This window comes from Streptomyces caeni (genome assembly GCF_042678285.1).
GTDB classification, from domain to species: domain Bacteria; phylum Actinomycetota; class Actinomycetes; order Streptomycetales; family Streptomycetaceae; genus Streptomyces; species Streptomyces caeni.
The window spans coordinates 28,570-45,014 of record NZ_JBHUDX010000129.1 but is presented as its reverse complement, the minus strand read 5'-3'; the positions used below and the strand labels follow the sequence as shown (position 1 = coordinate 45,014).

Here is a 16,445-nt window from a genome sequence, read left to right as displayed (position 1 = left end):
TATGACCCGCCGAGCCGGCACCTCCCGGCCGGCCACACACCGGGCGGAACCTTCGACGGGACGCCGACGGCGTACGACCACGCACCGGCGCCCTCTGGCCACGCGCCGACGGCGTACGACCACGCACCGGCCACGACACCGCACGAGGCACCGACCGGCACACCGCACACCGGCGGCCATGACGTCCCGAGCGGCGGCAGCCACACCCCGCACGGAACGGGCCACGACACACCACCGGCCGGCCACACGGACGACGCCTCCCACGGTGCGGGTCACGACCACCACGGTGAGGGCCATGACGGCAGCGGCCACACGGACGGCGCCGCGCACACCGGCGACCACGCGGGTGCCGCGCACGACGGGGTGGACACCGCCACGCACGACGGCACCGACAGTCCGGGTGCCTCGGGATACCCGGACACGGACGTGCTGGGGCACGACGGGGCGGGGGAGCCGTTCGAGTACAAGCCGCACATGTCGCACGCGGAGTTCAACAAGCTCACCGATGAGCAGAAGCACGCGGTTGCGGCGGCCGAGCTCTCCGACGACACCCGCCCCTTCGCAGACGCCGATGAGGCGATTGCGTACGGTCGTGAGCACTGGAACGACTACGTTGACAACCTGGATCCGGTCGCGCAGCAGTCGCTCCGCGACTACACAGGGGAGACTTTCCCCTCATACCATGACATCAACGGGTATCTGAGAGAGATCAAGGGCTACGGGCCGCAGCCAGAGGTGCTGCATGACATCGATCAGATGGACAAGGTGATGTCCACTCGGCCCGTCCCCGACAACATCATGGTGGCTCGGGGCACCGACCTGGGATACCTGAAGCTGGGCTCCCCGGCTGAGATGCTTGGACAGACCTTCCCCGACAAGGGATACACCTCGACCTCGCTCGGCAATCATCCTGTGAAGACGTTCGAAGGCAAGGAAGCGATCTTGCGTCTGCGCCTCCCCAAGGGCACACCCGCGCTCTGGCTTGAGAAGGTGAGCCACTTCGATGTGACCGAGAGGGAACTGCTGCTTGCGCGGGGGACCCGGTTCAAAGTCACTCGCGTCTTCATGGATGCCAAGGGACAGTGGCAGGTTTACGGGGAAGTCCTGCCGAGGCTGTAAGACCTAAAGGAACGTGTGCTTCATGACCAATGAACGGCCCGTCAACCCGCGCCTGAACGAGGACCTGCGTTTTGAGGTCGAGCCGGGTGGTCCTCCCCGTTACAATTCCAGCACTGACAAGCCGGTCCAGTACCTCACCGTGGTGGACACCGAGGGCCGGGTCATGGGGTATGCGTGGGCCAACGACGAAGACGACGCCGCGGGCTGGGTCACTCGGAAGGCCGGTGGACCCCCAGCCTTCAATGAGGGCATCCTGTGGGCCACGTGGCTGCACGAGGCCAAGGAGCGTGGTGTTGCCCCCAGCGCAGCCCTGGCCGAGATGGTCCGAGACTCCACCGCAGGCGGTATCGCCCATGTCGTTCCCGGCCCTCTGGGGGAGGCCCCCAATGCCGCCGCGGTCGTGGCCCTTGCGGACCGGGGCTGAGACACCCCCAACCTTCTCGGCCGATGCTTGGCACGGCAAACGGAGTTGGTGCTTCCCCCTTCCGGCGAGCTAGATGACCACTCCGCCCCCGAACCCCACCCACCACACTCCAGGAGCCCCCTCCATGACCACGCCGCAGGGCAACCCCTATGCCCAGCAGCCGCACCCGAACCCCTATGCACAGCAGGGTGGTTACCCCCAGCCCGGTGGGTACGCGGTGGGAGTGGGCGGGTATCCGCAGGGGGTGTCGGTGGCTGCGGGTGGGGGCTCCTGGCCGGGGCAGGGGCCCTTTTCGGTGTGCCGTTTCTGTGGGAGCGCCCCCGCCGTCGACGTCACCTTCCGCGCGCACCGCGGGCTGCTCGTGCTCATGACCTTCCGGAAGCTGGAAGGGCCCATGTGCCACGCCTGCGGGACGCGTGTCTACAAGCAGTTGACCACCGAGACGCTCTGGCAGGGCTGGTGGAGTCCCCTCTCCCTGGTGCTGTTCACCCCGCTCACCCTCCTTTGGAACGTCATCGCCAGCGCCAAGGTGAAGAAGCTGCAGGCCCCCGCCCCGGCCGGGTACTGACCGGTTCCCGGCCCGGCTGCCCGTCCCTCGCGTGCCGGACCGCATCCGGGGTGTACTCCCCGCTCGTCCATGCCCTATGTTGCAGAGGCAAAGTTAGGGGGAGCCTGTCATGCCGCGCATGCCACAGGAACGGCGGACACCACCGTCATCCGCGTCGGCGCCGCCCATGAGCCTGGCCGAGGTCGAGGCCGTGGCGCGGGCCGCGCATGCCGAGCAGAAGGACAAGGCGGGACGGCCGTACGCGGAGCATCTGCGGGCCGTCGCCGAGGGCGTACGGACGCGTGGCGGAACGGACGAACTCGTCGCCGCCGCCTGGCTCCACGACTCCCTGGAGGACGGCGTCCTCGACGAGGAATGGCTGGAGGGCGCCGCACTGCCGCGGGTGACGAAGGACGTCGTACGGGCCGTCACCAAGCACCCCGGTGAGCACCCGGAGGCGTACGCCCGGCGGATCCTCGCCACCCCTGGCGCCCGGCTCGTCAAGGCGGCCGACCTCGCGCACAACGCCGCCCCGGCCCGGCTGGCCGCGCTCGACGCGCCCGCCGCCGAGCGGCTCACCCGCAAGTACGCGGCCATGCGGCGGTTCCTCGGCCTCGACGACGATGAGTGACCACGGCCACGGACCGACGGCGACGACGTACGACCACATCGACACAGGACGGCACGGAACGGCACGGGACGACTGATGGCACGGGACTACGACAGCCAGCTGCTCGAGTCGGTGGCGGTGCGCCGCAGGCGGATGCGCGACGCACTGCTGTTCGGTGCCCAGCGCGGCCGGCGCACGGTGGACGAGCGCCTCGGCAAGGTGTTCGCGGGCATCGCCATCGCCGCCGTGCTGTGCGCCGGATGCATCGGCTGGTCCTTCCTCCAGGCCACGCTGGCGAAGCAGAAGGCGGAGCAGAAGAAGCAGCAACAGCAGCAGGAGCAGATGTACAACCCGTCGGGGGAGAGCACGTCGCCCACGCCTTCGGCTGGTGCCACACGGCACGGTGCGGAGAAGAGGTGAACGGTGCGTGCGGGGAGGGCATGAGCACGCCATGGAGGCTTTGTGCGCGTGTACGGCAGCGCCGTGCAGACGACCCGTTTCGGACAACATCGCGATGATAGGTTCCCGTAAGTGGTGAGCACAGCAACGACGTCCCGGGCCCAGCTGAGCCGGGTCACCCTCGTCGGCGAGCGACGGCGAGCCGACATCGTCCTGCCGTCGGACACACCGATCGGGCAACTGCTGCCGGACATCCTGCAGTTGCTCGACGACCGGACTGCCGCGCGCCCCATGACGCGGCAGTTGATCACCTCCGACGGCTCGGTGCTGCCGCACGACGCCACGCTCGCGTCGGCCGAAGTGGCCGACGGCGCCGTGCTCCAGCTCGTCCGCGCGCACGCCGCGCCGCCCGCGCCGGTGGTGCACGACGTCACGGACCAGGTCGCCGACGACCTCGATCTGCGTGCCTGGCGCTGGCGGCCCGCGGCCCGGCGGATCAGCGCCGGCGTGGCCACCTTCGTCTTCGCGGTGACCGCGGCCGTACTCGCCCGGCGCGAGTTCGCGCTGGAGTCCCTCACGACCGGACTGGTGGCGGCCACCGTCCTCTTCCTCGTCGCCGGGGCGGTCGTCGCGAGGATCGGGGACGGCAACCGTGGTCTCGCCACCGCCCTGCTGCTCGCCTCCGGAGGGCTCGGGCTGCTCGCCGCCTGGACCGCCGCCGACGCCTACGACTGGCCGGGGGCGGCCCGGCTGGCCGGAGTGGTGGCCGCGCTGCTGGTGACACTGCTGCTGCTCGCCTTCTTCTCGCCGCTCGGACGCGGCGGCCTGATCGGCGCCGGGGCCATCGCCGTGGTCGCCGCGGTGTGGGAGGCCGTGGCCGCCGTACAGGACCAACCCGCCCGGCTGGGCGCCGTGATGGCCGTCTTCTCCGTGGTGCTGCTCGGGCTGCTGCCGCGGCTCGCGCTGATGGCCTCCGGGCTGACCGGACTCGACGACCGCAGGTCGTCGGGCGTCTCGGTCAGCCGCCACCAGGTCGGCAACGCGCTGGCGGCAACGCACCGCGGGCTCGCCCTTGCGACCGTCGTCACCGCCGCCTCGGCCGCCGCCGGCGGCTGGCTGCTGACCACCGCGCACCGGCCGACCGCGTGGACCGTGACCCTGGCGTCGCTGGTCGCCGTGGTGCTGCTGTCCCGGGCCCGGGCCTTCCCGCTGGTGGCCGAGGTGGTCGCGCTGTTCGCCGCCGCCGCGCTGCTCGTCGTCCGCCTCATCGTGCTGTGGATGGACCACGCCACCGGCGCCGGGCCGCTGGCCGTGCTGTGCGCGGCCGCGGTGCTGCCGCTGCTCGTTCTCGCCGTGCAGCCGCCGGAGCATGTGCAGGTGCGGCTGCGGCGTATCGCCGACCTGATCGAGTCCATCGGCGTCGTCGGGCTGTTCCCGCTCGCTGTCGGCGTCTTCGGCATCTACGGGCAGCTCCTCAACAAGTTCTGACACACGGTGGGCCGCTCCGGGCGGGGCGGGCAGGAGAGAAGGGCGACATGCCGAACGGCGACAACTGGCAGAGCGACGTGCTGCGCGACCTGAGGGGCGCCTCCGGGCAGCCGGAGCCCCAGCCGCGGCCGCAGGGCGACCCCGCCGCCGGTGCCGGGCAGCCGCATGGCGTGCCGGCGCAGGGCCAGGCGTCCGGCCAGGCGTCCGGCCAGGCGTACGGCCACCCGCAGCAGCCCGTGCCGCAGCCGCCCGCCCCTCAGGAGGCGTACCCCGGTCAGCCGGGTGTCACCGGGCAGCCCCCGCAGTCGTACGCGCCCCAGCAGCCCCAGCAGCCCCAGCAGCCCCAGCAGCCCGCCGCTCCCGCCGCCACCCGGCCGCGGCCCCGCACTCCCGACTCCCGCCCGGTCGTGGACAAGCAGTTCGCCGGGGCCGGTCTCAAGCCCCGGCACGGCGAACCCCTCAGCGGCCGCGCCCTGCGCGCCCTGCGCCGTACCGTCTCCTCCTCCGCCGCCCGCGAGGTCGCCGGGGCCACCGCCACCGCGGAGGTGCTGCAGCAGGCCGTGACCACCGGCCGGCAGATCGCCGTCACCTCCATCCGCGGCGGCGCAGGCAAGACGACCGTCGCCGCGCTGCTCGGCACCACATATGCCCACTACCGGCACGACCCGACCCTCATCGTCGAGGCCGACCCGGCGCTCGGCTCGCTGCCGCTGCGGCTCGGGGCTCAGGCGCTGCGCTGGACCACGGGCGACGTCGCCGGCATCGTCGAACCGCAGATGTCGCTGCTCGACGTCACCGGTTATCTGGTCCAGCTTCCGGACAACGCCTGGCTGCTGCCCGGAAGCCAGGGCCAGATCGGCGCGATGCTGGACACCAAGGGGTATGAGAAGGTCATGGTGTCCCTGCGCCGCTACTTCGGCGTCACCGTCGTCGACTGCGAGACCCTGCCCGCCGAGGTCGCCCGCGTCGCGCTGTCCGCCGCCCAGGCCCGGGTGCTGGCGGCGCCCGCCACCCTGGAGGGCATCTCCAGCACGTACGCCGTCCTGGAGTGGATGCGCGGGCTGCCCCGGCACGTCATCGAGGGCACCGTCGTCGCGGTCACCGAGATGGTGCCGCACACCGGGCTGGACACCGACCGGGCCGCCGGGGCGCTGAAAGCGACCGGGGCCAAGGTCCACGTCCTGCCCTACGACCGGCACCTGGCCGCGGGCGGCACCATCCGCACCGAACTCCTCGCGCACGCGACCCGGCAGGCCGCCACCCGCCTGGCCGCGGAGGTCTTCCAGCTCTCCCAGAAGCGCCGTTGAACCCGGGGGAGGAACACGGCACATGAGCACCCGTCTGATCCACCGCCCGGCCCGCACCACCCGTCCACCGGCGGCTCCCGAACCCCGCACCATCGAGGCGCCGCCCAACCTGCCCGAGGGCAAGGCGGGTTCCATCGCGACCTCGCTGCTGCCCGTGGCCGGTGTGATGTCGTCCGTGGTGATGATGACCGTCGTGCGCAACAGCCAGTTCGCCGGGCTCGGCGCGATCATCCTGGTGGTCACCATCGCCGGTTCCATGGCCCTCGTCTTCTCGCAGCGCGGCAAGGCCCAGCGCACTCGCCGTACCCAACGCGAGGCGTATCTCGCGTACTTGGAGGACCTGCGGGAAGAGCTGTCGAATCAGGAGCGGGCGCGGCGCGAGACGGCCCAGGTGCTCAACCCACCGCCGGACGCCCTGTACGACATAGTCCGCGACCCGGCCCGGCTGTGGGAGCGGCGCCGGCTCGACGGCGACTTCCTGCGCGTGCGGATCGGCACCGGCGAGATGCCCGTACGGGACCTGAAGGTCGCCCAGCAGGGGTCGTCCGTGCTCACCCCGCCCGACCGGTTCATGCTGAACGAGGCGTCCGCGCTGATGGCCCGTTTCAGCACGGGCACCGAACTGCCGCTCACCGTCCCGCTGGACCGGGTCGGCAACATCAGCGTCATCGGCGCCCGCGAGGACACCCTGCGCGTGGCCCGTGCCCTGATGATCCAGGCCGCCGCCACGCACGCCCCCGACGACGTCGCCATGGCGCTCGCCGTGCCCGGCGACCGGATGACGGACTGGGAGTGGGCCAAGTGGCTGCCGCACCTGCTCGACGGCGAGCAGTTCGACGGCCCTGTCGCCGCCCGCCGCATCGCCCCCTCGCTGCCGCAACTCGCCCGGCAGACCGGCCCCGAGCTGCGCCGCCGGGCCTCCTTCGCGGCCGAGGTGCGCCGCGGCCTGTCCGGCAGGGACGCCCTCGCCATGTCCTCCCGGCTGCTGGTGGTCACCGACGGCCACGGCGAGGACGCCGTCGACCTGCCGCGGCCCGACGACGCGGTCGGCCTGCGCGACATGGGCGTCACGGTGCTGCATCTGCTCGACCAGCGGGTGCAGGAGCCCGGCCACGTCGGCGTCCGCATCACCGTGGACGGCGCGCGGATCGTCATCGAGGACCTGCGCGAGGCGGAACCGGTCAGCGCACACGGCACGGTCGACGAGGTGAGCCTCCCGTTCGCCGAGGGCCTGGCCCGGATGCTCGCGCCGCTCAGGCTGTCCGCCGAGTCGATGGCCGACGCGCCGCTGACCGGCCCGGTCGACTTCGCGGAACTGCTCGGCATCGACGACGTGGCCCGGCTCGACCTGGACCGCCTGTGGGCGCCGCGCGGCGAACGTGCCTTCCTCCGCGTCCCCATCGGCATCAGCGACAGCCGCGAGCCCGTCCTGCTCGACCTGAAGGAGTCCTCCGAGCTGGGCATGGGACCGCACGGCCTGTGTGTCGGCGCCACCGGTTCCGGCAAGTCCGAACTGCTGCGCACCCTGGTGCTCGCCCTGGTCGCCACGCACCCCCCGGAGGACCTCGCCCTCGTCCTCGTCGACTACAAGGGCGGCGCCACTTTCGCGCCCTTCGCGGGCCTGCCGCACGTGGCCGGCGTGATCACCAACCTGGAGAACCAGGCGGGTCTCGTGGAACGCGTGCACGCCTCGCTGGCGGGCGAGGTCAAGCGCCGCCAGCAGGTCCTCAAGGACGCCGGGAACGTCGCCGACATCGGCCACTACGCCGCCCTGCGCGCCGAGAAGCGCCCCGACCTGGAGCCGCTGCCGCACCTGTTCGTCGTGATCGACGAGTTCGGTGAACTCCTCACCGCGAAGCCGGACTTCATCGACCTTTTCCTGTCCATCGGGCGCATCGGCCGCTCCATCGGCGTGCATCTGCTGCTGTCCAGCCAGCGCATCGAGGGCGGCAAGCTCAAGGGCCTGGACACCTATCTGTCCTACCGGCTGGGCCTGCGCACCTTCTCCGCCGACGAGTCCCGCACGGTCCTGGACACCACGGACGCCTTCCACCTGCCGCCGCTGCCCGGTTTCGGCTACCTCAAGGTCGACACCAGCCACTACGAGCGGTTCAAGGCGAGCTACGTCTCCGGCGCCTACCGCGGCCCCGTGCAGCGTGAGGAGGAGGACACCGGGCCGCTCGCACTGGAGTACGCGGCCTTCAACACCCTCGGGCAGGAGGAGAGTTCCGGCCCAAAGGAGCCGCAGATGCGGCGCCGGGAGACCGGCCCGACCGAGATGGGCGTCATGGTCCAGCAGATCGAGCACGCGGGCACCAGGCCCGTGCGCCAGATCTGGCTGCCGCCACTGCCCGAGGCCATCGCCCTCGACAAGGTCGCCGGGCCCGTCGAGATCGGCGCGCGCGGCATGCAGCTGGCGAAGCGCAGGGGCCCGCTCCAGGTGCCGATGGGCGTCCTCGACGACCCGACGAAGCAGTGGCAGGGCCAGTGGTACCTCGACCTCACGGTCGCGGGCGGCCACGCGGCGGTCATCGGCGGACCGCAGTCCGGCAAGACGACGCTGCTGCGCACCCTCGCCCTCTCCCTGGCACTCACCCACACCCCGCAGGAAGTCGGCGTCTACGGCCTCGACCTGGTCGGCGGCGGCCTCCAGGCGCTCGCCGGGCTGCCGCACGTCGGCGGCGTCGCGGGCCGCGCCGACCGCGAGCGCGCCGCACGCACCATCGACTCCGTGCGCGGCATGCTCGACCAGCGCGAGGAACTGTTCCGCATCCACAGCATCGACTCGCTGGAGCAGTTGCGCGACCTGCGCGCGGCGGGTCGCGTCCCGGAGCTGACCTCCACGGAGATCGTGCTGCTCATCGACGGGTTCGGCGCACTGCGGGACGACTTCGAGGAACTGGACGACGCGGTCGTCGACATCCTCAAACGGGGCGGCGGCTACGGCATCCACGTCGTCGCGGGCATGCTCCGCTGGAACGATGTGCGCATCGCCACCCAGTCCCAGTTCGGCACCCGCGTCGAGCTGCGCCTGAACGACGTCAGCGAGTCCAGCGTCGACCGCAAGCTCGCCGAGACCCTCGCGCCGGAGGAGAAGGGCCGTGTCCTCACCGACGGCAAGCTCTTCGCGCAGGTCGCGCTGCCGCGCACGGACGGTCTCGCAGACACCGCGGACCTCGGCGCGGTCCTGGAGCGCACGGCCCGTACGATCCGCGCCACCTGGACCGGCGAGGTCGCCCAGCCGGTCCGTGTGCTGCCGCACGTCCTGGAACCCCAGCTGCTCCCGGGCCCGGTGGCGGAGCCGCGCCGGGTGCCGATCGGACTGGACCAGACCCAGCTGGCTCCCGTCCTGCTCGACCTGTTCGCACACGACCAGCACCTGCTGATCATGGGCGACAGCGAGTGCGGCAAGACCAACCTGCTGAAGGTCATCGCCGACGGCCTCATCGAGCGCTACAGCGATGAGGAGCTGGTCTTCGGCATCATGGACCCGCGCCGGGGCCTGCGCGGTGCGATCCCCGAGGAGTACCGCGGCGGCTACGCCTACAACTCCAAGCTGGCCGGGGCCCTGTCGGCGGGCATCGCCGGGGAGTTGGAGAAGCGGCTGCCCGACGAGAGCGCGGACGGCGAGGACCTGGAGCCGGGCAGTTGGGGCTCGGGCCCCCGGATCGTGATCCTCGTCGACGACTACGACGTGCTGACCACGGCGGGCCAGCAGCCGCTGGCCCCCTTCCTGCCCTACATCCCCTCGGCCGTCGACATCGGCCTCCATTTCGTCGTCACCCGGCGCGTCGCGGGCGCATCCCGCGGCCTGTACGAGCCGCTGCTGCAGGGCCTGCGGGAGTCCGGCGCCTCGGCGCTGGTGATGGCGGGTGACCGTGGCGAGGGCCAGCTCTTCCCCGGTGTGTACGCCGCCCAGCAGCCGTCGGGGCGCGGGGTGCTGGTGCGCCGGGGCGAGCCGAACCGGCTGATCCAGACCGTGTACGCGGGGGACCGGTGAACCGGGAGCGGCCCCCGGGGCGTCCAGGACAGCAGCGACGTACCCGACCCGAACCGAGCAGGACGAAGGACCGGCCAAGCCCATGACCAAGGACGTCATCGCCCTCACGAAGAAGATGCCCGACCCGCTGAGCATCATCGCGGGACTGCTCTCCGGCGGCCCGGACAAGCTGGTGGGCGCGGAGGGCGACGGCGCCGTCGTGCAGCTGTGCGACGAGCAGGGGCGCCCGCTGGTGTCCGTGGAGGCCCCGCTGCTCGTCCAGGTCCGGGGCGAGGCCCAGCGGCTGCTGGGCGCGAGCGAGCCCGAGGTGCCGTACTGGTGGACGGAGGCCCGCGCCACCACCGGCGTCAAGGAGGCGGAAGGGCTCGCCGGCACCTTCGCGGCCCGTCTGGCGACCCTGGTAGGCGGCACCGCCTGGCCGCCGCAGGCCGCGTCCTCCCTCGCCGTGGTGAAGACCGACGGGGTGAGCGCGGTGCCCACGCCGGCCGCCGCGCAGCCCGCGGTGGACGTGCTCACCGACAAGGTCGCCGTCGTCATCCAGGACCGCCCGGTCGTGGCGATGACGGCGTGGCTCTCGGACGCGCTGCGCGCGGCCGGGGCCGCCGAACTGGGCCTGCAGATCGTCACGCCCGCCGGCACCCGGCTGTCCCCCGCGGTCCGCAACAGCCTGCCCGGCTGGCCCTCCCGCTGGGTCGTGCAGGACGAGAAGGACGGGTACTACGACGGGCTGTCCGGGGCCGTGCTGGAGTGGAGGAACGGCCTGTTCGTGACGGTGGAGTCGCCGGACGCCACACCGCAGGACCCGCACACGCCCGTGGCCGGCACCTTCACGAAGGACCTCGCCGGGGACGCGGTGCCCGGAGAGCGGCAGCTGGCCATCTCCTACCGGGCGATCCACCCGGCCGACGACAGGCTGGTGCTCGGCGGCGCCCTGGAATCCGTGTGGCGTGAGATCACCGGTGAGCCGCCGGCCGGCTGGGGCACGGAGGAACCGGCCAACCTTCCCTGGTCGCTGCGCCAGTTGACGGATGTGGCCTTCGAGCGGGCGCCCGAGCCGACCTGGCTGGTCGTGGTCGGCACCCCGGAACGCCCCGGGGTGGCGACGGTCCGCATCAGCCGCACGAAGGGCGGTGTCGAGGAGGACGTCACGCTGGCGTTCGGCTACGGGCCGGGGGAGGAGGTGCCCACGGACGCGGTGCGCGCGGCCGCCGAGGCGCTCGCCACCCGGCACCATCTGCAGTCGATGCTGGTCCAGATCCGCAAGGCCCGCCGTGATCTGTCCGTGCCGCCGCGCTTCGAGGGCCCCGGTGTCCCGTTCGCCTTCGTCCTGGGCGCGGAGGAGGTCCGCGCGATGCCCGGCGACCGCGCGCGCCGCACCCCGCTGGCCGAGGCCCCCGTTCCGCTGGGCCCGAGGACCCGCCCGGCGCTGTACTACCCGCTGCCGGGCGACCCCGCGGACCTTTCGGGATGGGCGGACTACGAGAGGCTGATGAGACACCTCAAGGGCGCTTCGTAGGGGGCCGGCCGGACGCCCGCGTCGGGGTCCGGCCGGGCGACGTGACAGCTTGCCGGGGTCTGGCCGGGCGACGTGACAGCTTGCCGGGGTCCGGCCGGGCGACGCGACGGTTGCAGGCCGCTGCAGCGGCCTGCAACCGTCACCCGACCGCTGTGGCGGAACGCCGGCGCGCCACCTCCGCCGGGTCCCTCCTGAACGCCCACCGCATCTCCGGCTCCATCACCGGCCGGAAGACCCTCCGCACCGGGCTGGTGCACAGCGCGGTCACCAGGACCCCGGCACCGGCGGTCACTGCTGCCTCACCCAGCGGCCCGTGCAGCCAGGCCGCGTCGTACCAGCCACGGTAGTCCGCGCCCTTGATGAAGAAGCCGTGCAGCAGATAGCCGTACAGCGTGCCCGTGCCCAGCGTGGTGAACCACGTCGGGCGGCGCGGCACCCAGGCGAAGAAGCAGGCCGCGAGCAGCAGCGAGCAGCCCAGCAGCGCGAGCACCATCACCGGACCGACCCACCATGGCGCCCCCAGCTCCTGTGCGCTGTCGCGGTGGTAGAACCAGGCCGGGTTCATCCTCGGCACGGCCCACCACGCCACGGCGAGCGCGCAGACGGACACCGGCACCGACAGGACGCGTACCGCGCGGCGCCGCACCCGCTGGAAGTGCTCCGGCTTCAGGGACAGGCCGATGACGAAGAACGGCAGGAACCGCAGCACGCGCTGCAGGTCGAGGTCGTCGCCGATGTCCGGCGACACGGAGGCCAGCATGGCGATGACGACGGCCAGCGGGACCGGCCGGCGCACCAGCTTCCACAAGGGGGTCGTCAACCGCCAGACGAAGAGGGCGGCCAGGAACCAGGTCAGGTACCACGGGTCGAGCAGGCTGATCGCGAGGTCCGGGTCGCCGTCGACTGCGCGCTTGAAGAGGACGTACGCGGTCTCGAACACGACGTACGGCACGACGACACCTGTCACCAGCCGCTTCAGCCGGTCGGGGCGCATGTCGAAACCGCGTGAGAAGTGCCCGGAGACGAGGACGAACGCCGGCATGTGGAAGGCGTAGACGGTCATGTAGAGCGCTTCGAGGACGCGGCTGTCGCCCTTCAGCGGCTCCCAGGAGTGGCCCATGGCCACCAGGACGATCGCCAGGTACTTGGCGTTGTCGAAGAAGGCGTCGCGCTGCGGGGCGCGCGGTGGGGGAGTTCGGGGAGCGGGAGGGGTTCCAAGGTTGTGGGACGGGCCTGTTGCTCTTGCGGAGGACGAGGCGGGGTGGAACATCTGAGGCACCCTAGCGTTTTCTGAGGGCGTGAGTAAAACCCTCGATGCGCATGTTGGTTATCGCGCGTGCCTACCCGGATTCGTGGAAGTCAGTGATGCCTGTGAGTGTTTTTGCGTACATCGGGAGTGCACCGCGGGCATACCGATTTTCCTATGTCATACGGTCGTTGTGTCCGCATTCATCCATACTAAAGCGGGCATAACGTTCGCAGGCGACTCTGGTGAAATGTCCGGCCGGCAGGGCTTTTGTGGGGGCAATCGAATTGACCGTGAACATGATGGGTGGATACGGAAACGATCGGCGTCGAATTCGAGTGCGGTGGCCTGTGGATCGACCATGCGGAAACGGGGTGTTCACGGTCGTCCATCCCCGGGGTGGCGCCTTCGTGGAGCCGGTGTGGGCGACGATGCCTCACCGGCCGCATAGGGCGGGCGTGTTGGTGGCACGATGGTTCTGGCGGGGGTGCGCGGGGACGGCGCCCCGGACCGGGAGAGCGGACCGACCGAGGGTGTGATCAGTTGTGGCCATTTCGCTGTCAGTGGTACTGCTGTTGGCGATCATCCTGGTGGTGATGATCCGAGGGGGTTCGGTGAAGGCCGGCCCGGTGATCGTGGCGATCCTCTTCGGCTTCTTCCTCGCCTCGACCGGCATGGCTCCGTCCATCAACCGGTTCCTCAACTCGATAGCGGAGACCATCAACTCGATCCGCTTCTGAACGGGCGCGGCCCCGCCCGGCGGAGGCGCATCGGGTTCCAGGGGAAGACGGAACGGGAGCGCAGGGGTGCCGTGCGCGACTCGGACCCGACGGAGGCGGGCGGTCACCGCATCGATGACCGCCTCGGCCCCGGCGACGCGGGAACTCCTCTGGAGCGGGAGATGCCCTCGCCGCGAGGTGGCCGCCGCACGCCGGGTGGGCGGCGCCCTCACCGCTCCCGTCGTGGACGCGGACGCAGGCGTGTGGCGCCCCCTGGACGGCCACGCTCCACATGCCGGGCGAAAACCTCGGCACCCCCGTACGACGCCGGGCCCGCCGCCCCGCCCGGACGCTGCTCGGCTGGACCTCCGGCCGCCTCGTGCCGGCCGGGCCGGACTCCGACACGGCCTACCGAACGATCACGACCGGGGGCACGGCCACCCACCGCATGATCCGCGTCCCGCTGCCCCGCCGCCGGCCCGCGTCCGCCGTCGCCCGCCCCACCGGAGGCACCCTCTCTTCTCTTCACGCCCACCAACCCCGCTCGGCGTACTCGGCGGACGTCCGGAACCTGTGAGCGGACCGGGGGAGCGAACACGGCGGGGCCGGACCGGAGGAAACGATCCCCGGGCCCGGCCCCGAGCCGTACAGAGCGGGCGACGGGAATCGAACCCGCGTGGCTAGTTCGGAAGATCGCGTATGCGTACCCGGCCTGACCTGCCGAGCTGATGACCTGCGGGTTCTAAGGCCGTTCGCCGGGACTCCCCGTTGTATCCCGTCTGACGCTCCCTCGCCGGGCACGTAGGGGGCACGGTGTCACTCGTAGAACCGCGCGGCGCTGAGGGCTCGTGCCATGAACGCCCAGTCGCCCTCAGGCGGGAGCTCCTGGCCGTGGTTCGCGTACCAACCTGGGGCATCGGCCACCCACGCTTCCAGGGCCTCCAGGAAGCTGTCCAGTGTCCGGTTCTCCCACTGGTCGCCGCTTGCTTCATAGTCCTGCCGAAGGCGCCTCAGAAAGCCGCTCAGGTCCTCGCGGTCGGCAAGACGCTCGTTTGGTGCCAGTGAGAGGGGCGCGCGCTCGTCTCCCCAGTCATCGAGTCTGAGCGTGACTTGGAAGTTGTGCTCCGCATGGTCGACGACGCTCCCACTGATCGCGAACCCTGGCGGGGGAGGGACAGTTCCGGACGGTGAACCAAAGATCTCTGCCAGCCCCACTGCGTCCGGCACCCCGTCGATCTCTACGAACACGCCGAAGGGCTGTCGGCCGATGACCTTGCCCGTAACGGCGGTGCCAACTGGCAGGGCGGCCACCGTTGCCGACCATGCGCGTCGTATGTCCTCAGGCGTCGGATCACCCACACCGTCCGGCCACGTGTACTCCGTCATGCGCCGCATCCCCCTGCGATCGTGTACTTGAACCTCTGGCCTCATCCTTATCAGGTCGATCACGGCGGCTTCTCGACCGCGGTGATGCGGCTCCATGCCTTGGCAAATCGTCCGCCGTGGTCCAGCGCTAATCGCCAGTGCCCGTGACTGTTGGTGTCAGGCGTTGGTGTCAGTAGTAGCGGCAACAACGTACGGACTTGACAAGATGGTTTCGCCTTTGCTCGACCGCCACCGCGAGGCCGTTGCTTTGCGCAGTGCCTCCTGCAAGCGACTTTTCGTGGTTGCCCGCGAACGGACACGGACGGGGCACGGCTACGGAGTGGTGTGAACGGCGGTGTCCAGCACTCTCGACTGGGCGTTGACGAGATCGCTCGGGATGCTCGCCGACGTTCCAGGGGTGTCGGATATCGCCTTGTAGATCGCCAGTGTGGAACCGTGACGTACGGCAATCACGCTGATGGGGAGCTTCAGGCTGTCCTCACCGGGTTCCATGGTCAGCTTGAGGCGGAAAGCTACTCCGTCGTCGCCCTGCGGTGGGCCGTCAGTGGCTTCGACATCTTCGTAAGTCGCCTTCATGGGGCCTGCTGTGTACCCCTTGCAGGACTTCAAGGCCGTGCGAAGCTCATTGATCACCCGGGCGGCATCAGCTGAGTGATACGACACCAGGGTGAGGATCGCAGAACGGCCCTTCCTGCCCGCGATGCGCTGCACGCTGCCCACCGGGGTGTAACCGCTGGCCCCGTCCACCGCGGCGCTGATCGGAGCGCACAGGGAGGGCTTGGTGTCGGTGCGGCGTGCGGCATGGATGACGCCGTTGCCGACACCTTCCGCGCCCGCTCCGATCTCTTCGACTTGGACTCCGGGAAGGTCGTGCCCGTCCACGACGGCATCTTCGAGCTGTTGCTGAGACAGCACACGCGCATTCTGCTCCGTGCCCCGGCTGACTGTCGTCTTCGGCGTCGAGGCGCCTCCGCCGTGCTCGCCGCCGCAAGCAGTCATGCCGATGATCATCAGAGCCAGAGCCGCCATGTGTCTTCGCCCGATGGACCTGCTCATGATCCCTCCCCCTTGTCCGCACAGTGACCAGGAACGATACGACAGGTCATCAGGCGTGTTCACCATCAAGCTGCAAGCTGGCGTCTTCTTGCCCAGCCCACCACTTCCCCAGCTCCCATCCCGTCTGCCGTCGACCCACGCACCGTGGAGCGGGCGTGGTTCCTGGCGTCCAGGTGGAGCGCGCCACTGTGCGAACGACCCGGATGCCAGGGGCCGCGTCTGCTCGGCTCTGCGTGGGTCGACGGCAGGCGTGATGGGAGCTCCTCCCACGCATGCCACTCTCCGGTCGGCACTCGCGAACGGCGCCCCGTCCATCCCAGAGCCTGAACGTTCCCGCCGGAGGCTCGTTCTGACCGTGGCCGCTCCGTAAGGAGCGGTACTCGACTCATGGCTTCCGGGCCCTATCCACACGTGGGCGCGCGTCGGCGCAGCGCGGGCGGAGCGCAGCCGGGGCTTGATGAGGTAGAGAAACCTGTAACAGCTCGCGTGGGCTCACGCTGTCCGGTCCCGGTAGATGCTTGACACTTCAATCCCAGCTGATGCTTGACAGTGTCCGTGTTCGGCTCTTCCTCTGTGCGCGTTGTTGCGGTGTGTGTGGGGAGGCCGGGGTTGGCGCTGTGAGCGGTCT

Annotated in this window: 14 protein-coding genes; 11 read left to right on the top strand and 3 right to left on the bottom strand. The window is 70.8% G+C overall.

The annotated features are described in order from the left end of the window. From ACFSL4_RS35635 to ACFSL4_RS35595, 9 genes are all read left to right on the top strand, one after another. A partial coding sequence (locus ACFSL4_RS35635; protein ID WP_381092070.1) for an ADP-ribosyltransferase occupies positions 1–1,119 on the top strand: 1,119 nt, incomplete at its 5' end. 22 nt (positions 1,120–1,141) lie between these two features. Then, complete coding sequence (locus ACFSL4_RS35630) at positions 1,142–1,543, top strand: hypothetical protein (RefSeq protein WP_381092068.1); 402 nt, start codon at positions 1,142–1,144, stop codon at positions 1,541–1,543. 124 nt (positions 1,544–1,667) lie between these two features. Next, complete coding sequence (locus tag ACFSL4_RS35625) at positions 1,668–2,111, top strand: hypothetical protein (protein WP_381092067.1); 444 nt, start codon at positions 1,668–1,670, stop codon at positions 2,109–2,111. A gap of 118 nt (positions 2,112–2,229) precedes the next feature. After that, entirely contained in the window at positions 2,230–2,721 is a 492-nt protein-coding gene (locus tag ACFSL4_RS35620; protein WP_381092076.1) for an HD domain-containing protein, read from the top strand. A gap of 75 nt (positions 2,722–2,796) precedes the next feature. Beyond that, positions 2,797–3,120, top strand: coding sequence for a hypothetical protein (locus ACFSL4_RS35615; protein ID WP_381092065.1), 324 nt, complete (start codon positions 2,797–2,799; stop codon positions 3,118–3,120). 111 nt (positions 3,121–3,231) lie between these two features. Beyond that, the gene (eccD, locus tag ACFSL4_RS35610) at positions 3,232–4,587 is read left to right on the top strand and encodes a type VII secretion integral membrane protein EccD (RefSeq protein ID WP_381092063.1); all 1,356 of its coding nucleotides are present in this window, start codon (positions 3,232–3,234) and stop codon (positions 4,585–4,587) included. Positions 4,588–4,634: 47 nt separating this feature from the next. Continuing rightward, positions 4,635–5,894 (top strand): MinD/ParA family ATP-binding protein, encoded by a 1,260-nt coding sequence (locus ACFSL4_RS35605; protein ID WP_381092061.1) that lies wholly within the window; start codon positions 4,635–4,637, stop codon positions 5,892–5,894. 22 nt (positions 5,895–5,916) lie between these two features. Continuing rightward, positions 5,917–9,894, top strand: a complete 3,978-nt coding sequence (gene eccCa, locus ACFSL4_RS35600) for a type VII secretion protein EccCa (protein WP_381092059.1) — start codon at positions 5,917–5,919, stop codon at positions 9,892–9,894. An 82-nt stretch (positions 9,895–9,976) separates the two neighbouring features. Further along, positions 9,977–11,410, top strand: coding sequence for a DUF6177 family protein (locus ACFSL4_RS35595; RefSeq protein WP_381092057.1), 1,434 nt, complete (start codon positions 9,977–9,979; stop codon positions 11,408–11,410). A 139-nt stretch (positions 11,411–11,549) separates the two neighbouring features. Here the strand turns inward: ACFSL4_RS35595 and ACFSL4_RS35590 are convergent, their stop codons facing one another. Then, entirely contained in the window at positions 11,550–12,680 is a 1,131-nt protein-coding gene (locus ACFSL4_RS35590) for an acyltransferase family protein (RefSeq protein ID WP_381092056.1), read from the bottom strand. A 521-nt stretch (positions 12,681–13,201) separates the two neighbouring features. Between ACFSL4_RS35590 and ACFSL4_RS35585 the strand changes: the two genes are divergently transcribed. Continuing rightward, positions 13,202–13,396, top strand: a complete 195-nt coding sequence (locus ACFSL4_RS35585; RefSeq protein ID WP_381092054.1) for a hypothetical protein — start codon at positions 13,202–13,204, stop codon at positions 13,394–13,396. Between the two features lie 271 nt (positions 13,397–13,667). Then, a complete protein-coding gene (locus ACFSL4_RS35580; protein ID WP_381092052.1) occupies positions 13,668–13,952 on the top strand; it encodes a hypothetical protein in 285 nt (94 codons plus the stop codon). Positions 13,953–14,191: 239 nt separating this feature from the next. Here the strand turns inward: ACFSL4_RS35580 and ACFSL4_RS35575 are convergent, their stop codons facing one another. Both ACFSL4_RS35575 and ACFSL4_RS35570 read right to left on the bottom strand, forming a co-directional pair. Next, positions 14,192–14,824 carry a DUF7660 family protein gene (locus ACFSL4_RS35575; RefSeq protein WP_381092050.1) on the bottom strand — a complete coding sequence of 211 codons (633 nt, stop codon included), beginning with the start codon at positions 14,822–14,824 and terminating at the stop codon, positions 14,192–14,194. 249 nt (positions 14,825–15,073) lie between these two features. Beyond that, positions 15,074–15,817 carry a hypothetical protein gene (locus ACFSL4_RS35570; protein ID WP_381092049.1) on the bottom strand — a complete coding sequence of 248 codons (744 nt, stop codon included), beginning with the start codon at positions 15,815–15,817 and terminating at the stop codon, positions 15,074–15,076. Between the last annotated feature and the right edge of the window lie 628 nt (positions 15,818–16,445).

Excerpts from the sequence above, each read along its gene's own strand:
- ACFSL4_RS35570 (WP_381092049.1), bottom strand. The coding sequence starts at position 15,817 with ATGAGCAGGTCCATCGGGCGAAGACACATGGCGGCTCTGGCTCTGATG.
- ACFSL4_RS35605 (WP_381092061.1), top strand. The coding sequence starts at position 4,635 with ATGCCGAACGGCGACAACTGGCAGAGCGACGTGCTGCGCGACCTGAGG.
- eccCa (WP_381092059.1), top strand. The coding sequence starts at position 5,917 with ATGAGCACCCGTCTGATCCACCGCCCGGCCCGCACCACCCGTCCACCG.
- ACFSL4_RS35620 (WP_381092076.1), top strand. The coding sequence starts at position 2,230 with ATGCCACAGGAACGGCGGACACCACCGTCATCCGCGTCGGCGCCGCCC.
- ACFSL4_RS35615 (WP_381092065.1), top strand. The coding sequence starts at position 2,797 with ATGGCACGGGACTACGACAGCCAGCTGCTCGAGTCGGTGGCGGTGCGC.
- ACFSL4_RS35590 (WP_381092056.1), bottom strand. The coding sequence starts at position 12,680 with ATGTTCCACCCCGCCTCGTCCTCCGCAAGAGCAACAGGCCCGTCCCAC.
- ACFSL4_RS35625 (WP_381092067.1), top strand. The coding sequence starts at position 1,668 with ATGACCACGCCGCAGGGCAACCCCTATGCCCAGCAGCCGCACCCGAAC.
- ACFSL4_RS35595 (WP_381092057.1), top strand. The coding sequence starts at position 9,977 with ATGACCAAGGACGTCATCGCCCTCACGAAGAAGATGCCCGACCCGCTG.
- ACFSL4_RS35630 (WP_381092068.1), top strand. The coding sequence starts at position 1,142 with ATGACCAATGAACGGCCCGTCAACCCGCGCCTGAACGAGGACCTGCGT.
- ACFSL4_RS35580 (WP_381092052.1), top strand. The coding sequence starts at position 13,668 with ATGCCGGGCGAAAACCTCGGCACCCCCGTACGACGCCGGGCCCGCCGC.